Here is an 8,818-nt window from a genome sequence, read left to right on the forward strand (position 1 = left end):
TGGCGATCGCCCCGCAGCTTTTCCCTACCGATGCCATGGCACCTCTTTTTGTTGACTCCCTCAAACAGCAGTTCCACACCTGGTTTACCCAGCAGCAGGCAACCACGGAAGAAGCTGCCGACTTGGTAGAACTCCCCGATACCCTGTCCCTCCAGCTGGCGCGTCAACTGGAAACCCTGGCGAGTCCAGAGGGCTATTGTGCGCCTGTTAAAACCTCCATTACCGAGGCCATTGAAACTTGGCAAACCAATTTAGAAGCCCCCAACAGTTTTGTGCTCCTGGGCAATCCCGTGGAGCCGCTCCCCAAAATTTTGAGTGAGAGTATTCCCCGCCAAACTTTCCCTGATCTGGAAATCCTCACTCCCCTAGATTGTCTACAGCGCCCCCTCCACCCCAGGCACATTAGCCAACAGATCCAAAAAGCCCTAGAACTTTATCCCCAGATTGATCTCAGCCCAGGCGATCGCCAAGATCAGCCCACTGTGGATCAACTAGAACAACGGCAAACCCTGGTGATTATTCCCTGTCTGGAGCAATGTTTTCTCCGGTGTATTGGCGGTTGGGAAGGCATTGAGACCCTCCGGGATATCACCATTCAAAATCGCCACTGTTTCTGGATCATGAGTTGTAACCATTGGGCCTGGGACTTTCTGGATTTTGTGGGACAAATTAGCGCCTATTTTAGCCATGTGGACACCCTGCCTAAGTTAAAAGGAGAAATGCTCCAGACTTGGTTAGAACCCATTGCCCAGGTGGTTTTGCCGCCCCCTAACGTCCCCGAAGATCCGCCAGAAGATACGGCTGAATCAGATTCCCCTAAAGGCGATAGCCTCGATGATTGGCAAAATCTCGCTAGTCAAGCCGACGGCACAGGTCAAATCGCCGCCAATCTTTGGCTCGAAAGCTTACGGATTCACCAAGAGCAAATCGAGCAACACCCAAACCTCCAATTTGATTTCGACGCAACAGATCCGCACCAACAGCCCCTCACCCTTGAGAGCGTTAAACCAGCCCTGCCCAGTCTGCCTAGCTTAGCCAGTGGTGATCTTTACATTCTCCATTCCGTCTTGATCCATGGCCAAATTAGCCGCGCCCATCTGGCCTTGAGTTTGGGAGAATCCCGGAATCGCATCCAAGCCCGGATCCAGTGGCTCCTCCGCCAGGGGGTGTTGCGGGAAAATCAAGGGGCCCTCTCCATTCAAGCGGCCCACTATATCCGCCTCAAAAGTGAGCTGGCCAATAACAATTTTTTCGTGGGGGAAGATTAATCGATGGGAGTATCCTTTGTGCCGATGTCTGAATGGTTCACCCTCTTCGCCCAGGTTGACCCGCCTGAAAATTTATCCCAAAGACTTTTAACGGATTTCACGATCCAAAAAATCCTCCGGGCTGTGCTGGCGATCGCCATTGCTTACGGCACGATGGCCCTGATCCAAGGCACCATTAACTGGTTGTCGGAACGGGTGCCCCGACGCTTGCGGCTCTTGATTAAACAATCAATCCCCTTCTGGAAGGGCTTGATCCTAATTTTAATCCTCGCTTATCTGCTGAACTTATTTTTTAATCTCTCCCAAAACAATCTCATCGCCCTAACTGGTACCATCGCTGTGGCCTTGGGTTTTGCCTTTAAGGATTATGTCAGTTCGATCATTGCCGGAGCCGTGGCCTTGTTTGAAGCGCCCTACCGCGTTGGCGATCGCATTAAAATTGGCGAACATTATGGCGAAGTCGTTGGCTATGGATTGCGGGGGATTCAGCTCCAGACCCCCGACGATAACCTCGTCACCATTCCCCACAACAAAACCTGGACAGAGGCGGTTTCCAATGCCAATAGCGGTCAACTCGAAGCCCAGGTCGCCACGGACTTTTTCTTTGGCCATGGCGTTGATGTGGAGCAGGTGATCCAAATTCTCTACCAAGCGGCCTACAGCAGCAAATATACCCAGCTTAAGCTACCGATTGTGGTGGTGATGCAAGAAAAAATGTGGGGCACCCAATTCAAACTCCGTTGCTATCCCATGGATGCGAGGGACGAATTTATCTACAAAACAGATTTAATCCGTCGCGCGAAACAAGCCTTCGCCCATCAAGGTCTGCCTTATCCGAGGCTTGTGCCCCAAACCGTGGATGCCGAGGAATAAGTCGTTAATTATATTGATTTAAAAATCCGCCCGTTAAAACCCGGCGATCGCCTGGGGAAAATCCAATAGAAAGCACGTGCGGTAATCATTGCGGTGAGGATTGGGGTCACTAGAAACGGTAATGCTACCTTCTAAATGTTCAACAATGGTTTTCACGAGGGCGAGACCAAGACCAGTACCAGGAATAGCCTGGGCCGTGGCCCCGGTGCCCCGACGAAATTTATCAAAAATTTGGGATTGTTCTTCGGTGTGGATGGCAGCCCCATCGTTACAAAGGCGAATTTGAATCCGGGCTGGCGATCGCCCCAAATATTCAACGCTGAGGGTAACGTTACTCTTGGGGGTGGCATATTTCCCGGCATTGGTGAGGAGTTCACTCATGGCATTGAGAAATTGTTCGGGATCCGTCTCAAATTGCAATTTTGTGCTGAGAGCCTTGGGCTTAAACCGGAGGTGAAACTGGAGTTGTTTGAGGGGAGTCCAGCGATCTTGGAACTTTTGCACAAGCTCTGAGAGGGCCGGGCCGAGGGCGAGGCGTTGGGGTTTGAGGGCAAATTCACTGGCCTCTGCCTGTTGGAGCTGGAGCAGGTCGTGGATGAGTTTGCTTTCTCGGTTGAGTTCTTGATCGAGAATGTTTAAATAAGTTCGTTGTTTTTCTGGCGATCGCCCCGGTTGTTTGAGCATTTTAATCGCCAGCTTCATCGTTGCCAGGGGAGTATTGAGTTCGTGACTAACGGTGCTCAAAAAATCATCCTTCAAGCGATTAAGGTGCCGCAGTTGTTGAATTTGGTGCCGCATCTGTTGACTAAGTTTCGCCTGGACTTCAAGGCTCCATTTCAATTGACTCGTGCGTTCTTCGACCAGGGATTGCACCTGCCGGAGGGCCTGGTGGTGGATCATCGTGCGGCCCAATTGGTGAGCAATGCTGGCCATGGTTTGAATTTCTTCGGGGAGCCATTGTCGGGGCGATCGCTGGGCCAAAATCACAAAACCTAAGACCGGTTGACTGTGCTGGGAAGACGGTTGCCCACCCATTAACGGAGCAAAGAGTAGGCTACGAACTGGGGATCCCAGGAGGGGAGACTGCCAGGGATGGGTTGCGGTATCGGCGATCGCCCACACCAGAGGCGCTTTTTGCCAAGCCACCTGACAGAGTTCACAATCCTGGAGCGACCATTGGGTCGGCAGCTCAGACCAGCTAGACTTAAGCTCTAAAGTATCCGTCGGATCAGGTTCCTGTCGTTGACGGAGGGGATTCGCCGATTTGAGTAAAAGGATACCTCCCTGCTCGACGCCGAAAATTGTTTGGAGTTGGGTACTGGCTGCCTGAAATAATTTTGGTGTGTCTTGAATTTCATCAATGAGCTGCTGAATTTCCCGCTGGGCCTGTTGGTACTGTTGGCAGTTGGCGATGCGGTTTTGCTGGGCCAAGATCCCAAGGGCCAACTGGAGCGGTGGACGGAGTGCCTCAAGGGTGTTTATCTGGGGTAAGGTTTGGGACTGACAACCGAGCCATAGATAACCCTGGGCCTGCTGTGCGGGGAGGGGCACAGTGGCGATCGCCTCCAGACCCTGGGTCATCAAAGTGTGGTAAGGCGTGTGACGTAAATCTGTATAGGTGCAAATGTCAGGATGAAATTCTTGGGGTAGAACAGGATTGACATCGGCTAGGTTCGTGGGCCAGGTCTCGGTGAGGCTTTGGGATGGGCTTAAATCGACCCTCAAACAAACCCAATCCACCTGTAACTGCTGGGCGATCGCCGCCGTTAGGCGGGCTAAAAGGCGCGGGGATGAAATGCCAAATTCTAAGCAGTCGTAGAGGGCAGCGGAGACCATGGTTTCGCCTGAAATATCTTGCTCTACTTTTATTCTTCCCCGTCATCCTCAGAATCATTCTCTAGGGCTTCTGACTCCACCGCCAAAAACTTTTCCAAAATAAACTGTAACTTCGGCCGCGCAATGTAGGGCCATCCCCCTTCCGTTTCCATGTCCCGCAGGATATTGTACAGATCCCGTCGCCGTTCCGGGAGACTCGGATAAAAATAATCTTCAGAAATTTGACGATGGGTGAATTCTAGTTCGCGCAAAATCTCCAGGAGCCTTTCCCCGTTGCCTTCATATTGGGCGGCGATCGCTAATAATTCCTGCTGGATACGGTCAAGTTGTTCAGAGAGATTAGCGGCAGAATCAGGGGAAACCATGGGCATCGAAAATCAAAGATAGGACAAAGTAGACCCGTCGATCTTACTATTTATTCCCGCCAAAATTTGCCAAGGAGTCGCCCATTTCTCCGGTTTTCAGGGGATCAATGCCGCTATTTTCCGATCTAACCCGTCGGGCATTCCAAAAACTTTCCTTTAGAATAGGACGAGAATATTTTCTTCAAGATCATCACCAAAAATCTCCATGTTTAAAGGGTTGTTCCGTCGTAGATTACTCGCCAGTTGCTTAATCGCCGTGATCAGTTGGCAACTTTCCCCCGCCATCAGTTGGGCCCAGGTTCCTGGTGTGACCCCCTCGATTCAACCCTACCTCGACCAAGTCATTGAAAATATCACCGAATTCACCCTCGACAATGGCCTGCAATTTATCGTGCTCGAAGACCGGAGCGCCCCCGTCGTTTCCTTTGTCACCTATGCCGATGTGGGCGGCGTCGATGAACCCGACGGCAAAACAGGGGTGGCCCACTTCCTCGAACACCTCGCCTTTAAGGGCAGCACAAACCTCGGCACCACCAACTACGAGGCCGAACAAGTCCTATTAGATCGCCTTGATCGACTCTTTGACCAAATGCAGCAGGCCAAGGAAGCTGGCGACATGGCCCAGTTCGAGACCCTTGAAACCGAATTTCAGCAGGTGCAAGCAGAAGCCAACGAATATGTCATCCAAAATGCCTTTGGCCAAGTGGTTGAAGCCGCTGGGGGGGTTGGGTTAAATGCCGCCACGTCCGCCGACTATACCCAATACTTTTACAGTTTTCCTAGCAACAAATTAGAACTGTGGATGTCCCTCGAGTCGGAACGCTTTTTAGATCCTGTTTTTCGGGAATTTTATAAAGAGCGGGAAGTGATCCTCGAAGAACGGCGGATGCGCACGGATAATTCCCCCATCGGCAAAATGGTCGAAGTCTTTCTTGATACGGCCTTTTCGACTCACCCCTACCGTCGTCCGGTAATCGGTTATGACGAAGATATTCGTAACCTGACTCGCCAAGACATTAAGGATTTCTTTGCGGAACACTACACCCCCGATAACCTCACCATCGCCATTGTGGGAGATGTAGACCCCACCCAGGTCAAAGCCATGGCAGAGGTTTACTTTGGTCGTTTCCCCAAAGCTGCGGCCCTGGAGGAACCGCCGCTTCCCGTGGAGCCGCCCCAAACAGAAACCCGTTCTGTCACCCTCGAACTGCCCAGCCAACCGTGGTACTTGGAAGGCTACCATGCGCCCCAGTTAACGGATCCAGACTATGTGGTGTACCAAATTATCGCTTCGATTCTTAGTAATGGCCGCACATCCCGTTTGTACAAGTCCCTCGTGGAAGAACAGCAGGTGGCCCTGAATGCGGAAGGGTTTAATGGTTTTCCCGGCGAAAAATATCCGAATATTATGTTGCTCTATGCCCTCACAGCTCCCGGAAAAACTGTAGATGATGTGGCTGCGGCCTTTGCGGCGGAATTGGAACGCTTGAAAACAGAGCCAGTGAGCCCTGAGGAGCTAGAGCGTGTAAAAACCCAAGCCCGGGCCAGTCTGTTGCGATCGCTAGATTCCAATATGGGTATGGCCCGTCTACTGGCGACCTATGAAGTGCAAACGGGAGACTGGCGGGAGTTGTTCACGGAGCTAGACCGCATTGCTGCGATTACCGCAGAGGATGTGCAACGGGTTGCCCAGGAAACCTTTACCCCAGAAAATCGCACCGTTGGGAAGTTGTTGTCGGCACCGACGGAATAGAGACGGAATAAAGGCGATCGCCTCTTGACCATCATCAAGGATGCATAAGGATGCGGAGTGAGAATACGCTGTCAAGATCTCATCCTGGAAAACCGTAGCTAATGCTTTTGAGTTGCCCCTAAGCCTCCACATTTTGGGAACTTCATCGACACAAGAAACATCTCGATAATTGCCTAGGACTGGGAAATTATCAAGATGCTTTTCAGATATCTGGATTCGCTTTACAAAAACTTCACAATAACTTCGTAATTAAAAAAGAAGTTTACTGTCTATTTTGAGTACCATAAAAAAACAAAAATCAATCTCCCAAAAGAGATATTTATTGTGATTTTACAGCAGTACAAAAGTAGTTGAAAAAAGTAAAGAAATACCTATTATGTAAAGAATGTTGTGATGGTCGTTAAATATGTTTGGGTTTTCTAGAAGTTTGTAAAACTCTTGCATAAAATGAAAGCAATCATTCTTTTGGTGTGTAGGTGTCATGTCCAACAATAGAAAGCTTCTAATTCAAGCGCTTTGGGTTTTGGGATTTCTGTCATTGCCGGGAACCGCCTTGGCTTCAGGAGGACAAGCAGTATCGAATCGAGACACTCTTGAGGCAGTTTCTTCTTCCCAATCGGTGATTCTTGAGAAAGAGACAGCCCCCCTTCTTATTGCTCAATCACAAGAAATCATTGACTCCGTAATTGATTCAGTGTCTGACCCAGCGGGTTCTGTAGAATCTGAATTAGAGGAACTACTCAATGAACCAGAAGGCGTTAGTGAAGATTTAGGTTTAGATGAAGATGAGCCTCTCCAGGAGGTTGCAGAAGACGATGAAGATATAGAGGGACAACTTGAAGAAATTTTGTCTCAGCCTGCCGAAAGTGACGATACAGGAGAAAAAGCTTCCCGTCCCCTCGATACATCGGGCTATAGTCCCCGGAGAACAGCATTCATTCTCAATGGCACAACGATCACTCATTTGTCTGACTGGCAGATCACCACAGCTGCATTGACTGCGGATGCGACAGTTAGTGATATTGGCTTTAACGCTTTTAAAAAGCTAAGTTCTAGCTTAACGAGTGAAATCAACGAAGATAATATTGTCACAACTGATTTTCGTGGCAACTATCTCCAACTTAAAACAGCAAGGACAAGTCGTACTGTTGATACAGATCTCAATATCCCAGTGCTTGTCAATGGCTTTGAATTTCAGTTAACCCTTGCCGGTGATTGCGGTCAGTTACAACCCCAAGAACCAGCTGAAACAAAATGTAACTATTTAATTCCTTTAAGATTCTCAGGGTATGACGAGCGACTTATTCCGACCGGATTCGAGCTTTATGGAATCGGATTTGGCGAAGTCATTCCCCAAGAAACCTTTGATACCATCACCGAGCCCGGCTTTTTTAATGGTGACACAGCCCTAGACATCGATGTACGGAACACTGGCTTTAGTGAAGATTTTTCGCGTGATCGCTTCACAAATCGTTTCGAAGAATTAGACAATGTTTTCACTGTGGGACTTGCGAATGTCAGGCAAGTCATTAAACAAAATAGCGAAGAGGCGGCCTTAGGGAGAACAATTCGTGCTTTTACCTTTATCCCCAATGACAAAGATAATGACTTAGACGCTGTGGCCCAGTTGGCGACTGTATGGTTACCTGATGCTGTACCCAGCATGGATGCCAGTGATCAGCCAGCCAGCCCGTATATTAATAGAAACCTGTTTCGAGCCGCTAATGAAGCACGCTTGCCGGATGACAGCTTTACTTGGTATCAGGCAGGTGTTGCTAGGGCAAGACATGTTCCCCGCATTGCAGATGGCCTAGAAGTCTCCGACGTGCCAGCCGGGATCTACAACGGTCTCTGGATTGGTTTATCGCCAATCACCAAGCGGAGTATTGAAATCATTGAGAGACCAGGGGAAAGATTTGAGAATGTCGGTGAACCCCGCATTATTGATGGACTAGACCTCGAAGTTGAAGGAGGTATCGATGAAAACATCTTTGTTGAAGCACAAATTCCTGAGGGTATTCTTGATAATTTTGGTATCGAGAATCTAGAGAACTTTAACTTTAACAATATTCCGGATGTCTATGCTCAAATTCGTCTCGCTGTTGTGGAGCGAGAAGCCATTGCGAGTAATGTTGTTCGGTACAGCGAAGAAGTAAATTACGTCCCGCACATTAGTTACACGGGTAATGTTACTGAAGTCCAAAACCGTTTTAGATATTACACAGGCGCTTTATTTGACTATACCGGCGGGGAGTCTGGTCAAGCGTTCAAACCCTATGCAGGACTTGATCATAGCTTTATTAATCAAGAAAAAGATGGACGGACTTCTGTCGGTGTGATGGGGTATTTCAACCCAGATCGAGATTACTATAGCCACGCCTGGTTCAATGCTCTAAAAATGTTTAAAGCAGATGAGGAGGATCCAAATCAAATTAATACAAGCTTCACCTTGGCATCAAGTTTCAAGTATGCTTTCGACCAACCTGATCGTTTTGATGATGATACTTTCAGCGAAGCCAGAGGTAGCAATTGGGTCATTAGTGCGGCAGCTCGCATTGAAGATTTAGTGCTTGGGGTTGCGAGTAACATTGGCGGTTTTTTGGATAATGCTGACGAAAACTATATTACGCTGAATTTAATTTCAAAACTTTCAGATAATGTGACATTCAGTGCATTCTATACTCCCTACGATGAAGGGACTAGTGAGAGAGTATATGGAGCCA

Annotated in this window: 6 protein-coding genes; 4 read left to right on the plus strand and 2 right to left on the minus strand. The window is 48.9% G+C overall.

All coding sequences use genetic code 11. The annotated features are described in order from the left end of the window. Positions 1–35 precede the first annotated feature (35 nt). Positions 36–1,268, plus strand: a complete 1,233-nt coding sequence (locus AACR41_RS03490) for a hypothetical protein (RefSeq protein ID WP_030007804.1) — start codon at positions 36–38, stop codon at positions 1,266–1,268. Positions 1,269–1,292: 24 nt separating this feature from the next. Then, entirely contained in the window at positions 1,293–2,141 is an 849-nt protein-coding gene (locus tag AACR41_RS03495; protein ID WP_223209950.1) for a mechanosensitive ion channel family protein, read from the plus strand. Positions 2,142–2,174: 33 nt separating this feature from the next. Here the strand turns inward: AACR41_RS03495 and AACR41_RS03500 are convergent, their stop codons facing one another. Both AACR41_RS03500 and AACR41_RS03505 read right to left on the minus strand, forming a co-directional pair. Next, the gene (locus AACR41_RS03500) at positions 2,175–3,977 is read right to left on the minus strand and encodes a GAF domain-containing sensor histidine kinase (protein WP_052349710.1); all 1,803 of its coding nucleotides are present in this window, start codon (positions 3,975–3,977) and stop codon (positions 2,175–2,177) included. Between the two features lie 29 nt (positions 3,978–4,006). Continuing rightward, positions 4,007–4,348, minus strand: a complete 342-nt coding sequence (locus tag AACR41_RS03505) for a hypothetical protein (RefSeq protein WP_030007807.1) — start codon at positions 4,346–4,348, stop codon at positions 4,007–4,009. Positions 4,349–4,547: 199 nt separating this feature from the next. On the opposite strand from AACR41_RS03505, the gene AACR41_RS03510 reads away from it, so the two are divergent. Together AACR41_RS03510 and AACR41_RS03515 are read left to right on the plus strand one after the other, a co-directional pair. Further along, a complete protein-coding gene (locus AACR41_RS03510; RefSeq protein ID WP_030007808.1) occupies positions 4,548–6,095 on the plus strand; it encodes a M16 family metallopeptidase in 1,548 nt (515 codons plus the stop codon). 481 nt (positions 6,096–6,576) lie between these two features. Beyond that, a partial coding sequence (locus AACR41_RS03515; RefSeq protein WP_030007809.1) for a hypothetical protein occupies positions 6,577–8,818 on the plus strand: 2,242 nt, incomplete at its 3' end.

This window comes from Picosynechococcus sp. NKBG042902, assembly GCF_963864045.1.
Taxonomy (GTDB): Bacteria; Cyanobacteriota; Cyanobacteriia; order Cyanobacteriales; family MRBY01; genus MRBY01.

What these genes read in the sequence shown, in the direction of transcription:
- AACR41_RS03490 (WP_030007804.1), top strand. Translation starts at nt 36, where the DNA reads ATGGCACCTCTTTTTGTTGACTCCCTCAAACAGCAGTTCCACACCTGG.
- AACR41_RS03495 (WP_223209950.1), top strand. Translation starts at nt 1,293, where the DNA reads ATGTCTGAATGGTTCACCCTCTTCGCCCAGGTTGACCCGCCTGAAAAT.
- AACR41_RS03500 (WP_052349710.1), bottom strand. Translation starts at nt 3,977, where the DNA reads ATGGTCTCCGCTGCCCTCTACGACTGCTTAGAATTTGGCATTTCATCC.
- AACR41_RS03505 (WP_030007807.1), bottom strand. Translation starts at nt 4,348, where the DNA reads ATGCCCATGGTTTCCCCTGATTCTGCCGCTAATCTCTCTGAACAACTT.
- AACR41_RS03510 (WP_030007808.1), top strand. Translation starts at nt 4,548, where the DNA reads ATGTTTAAAGGGTTGTTCCGTCGTAGATTACTCGCCAGTTGCTTAATC.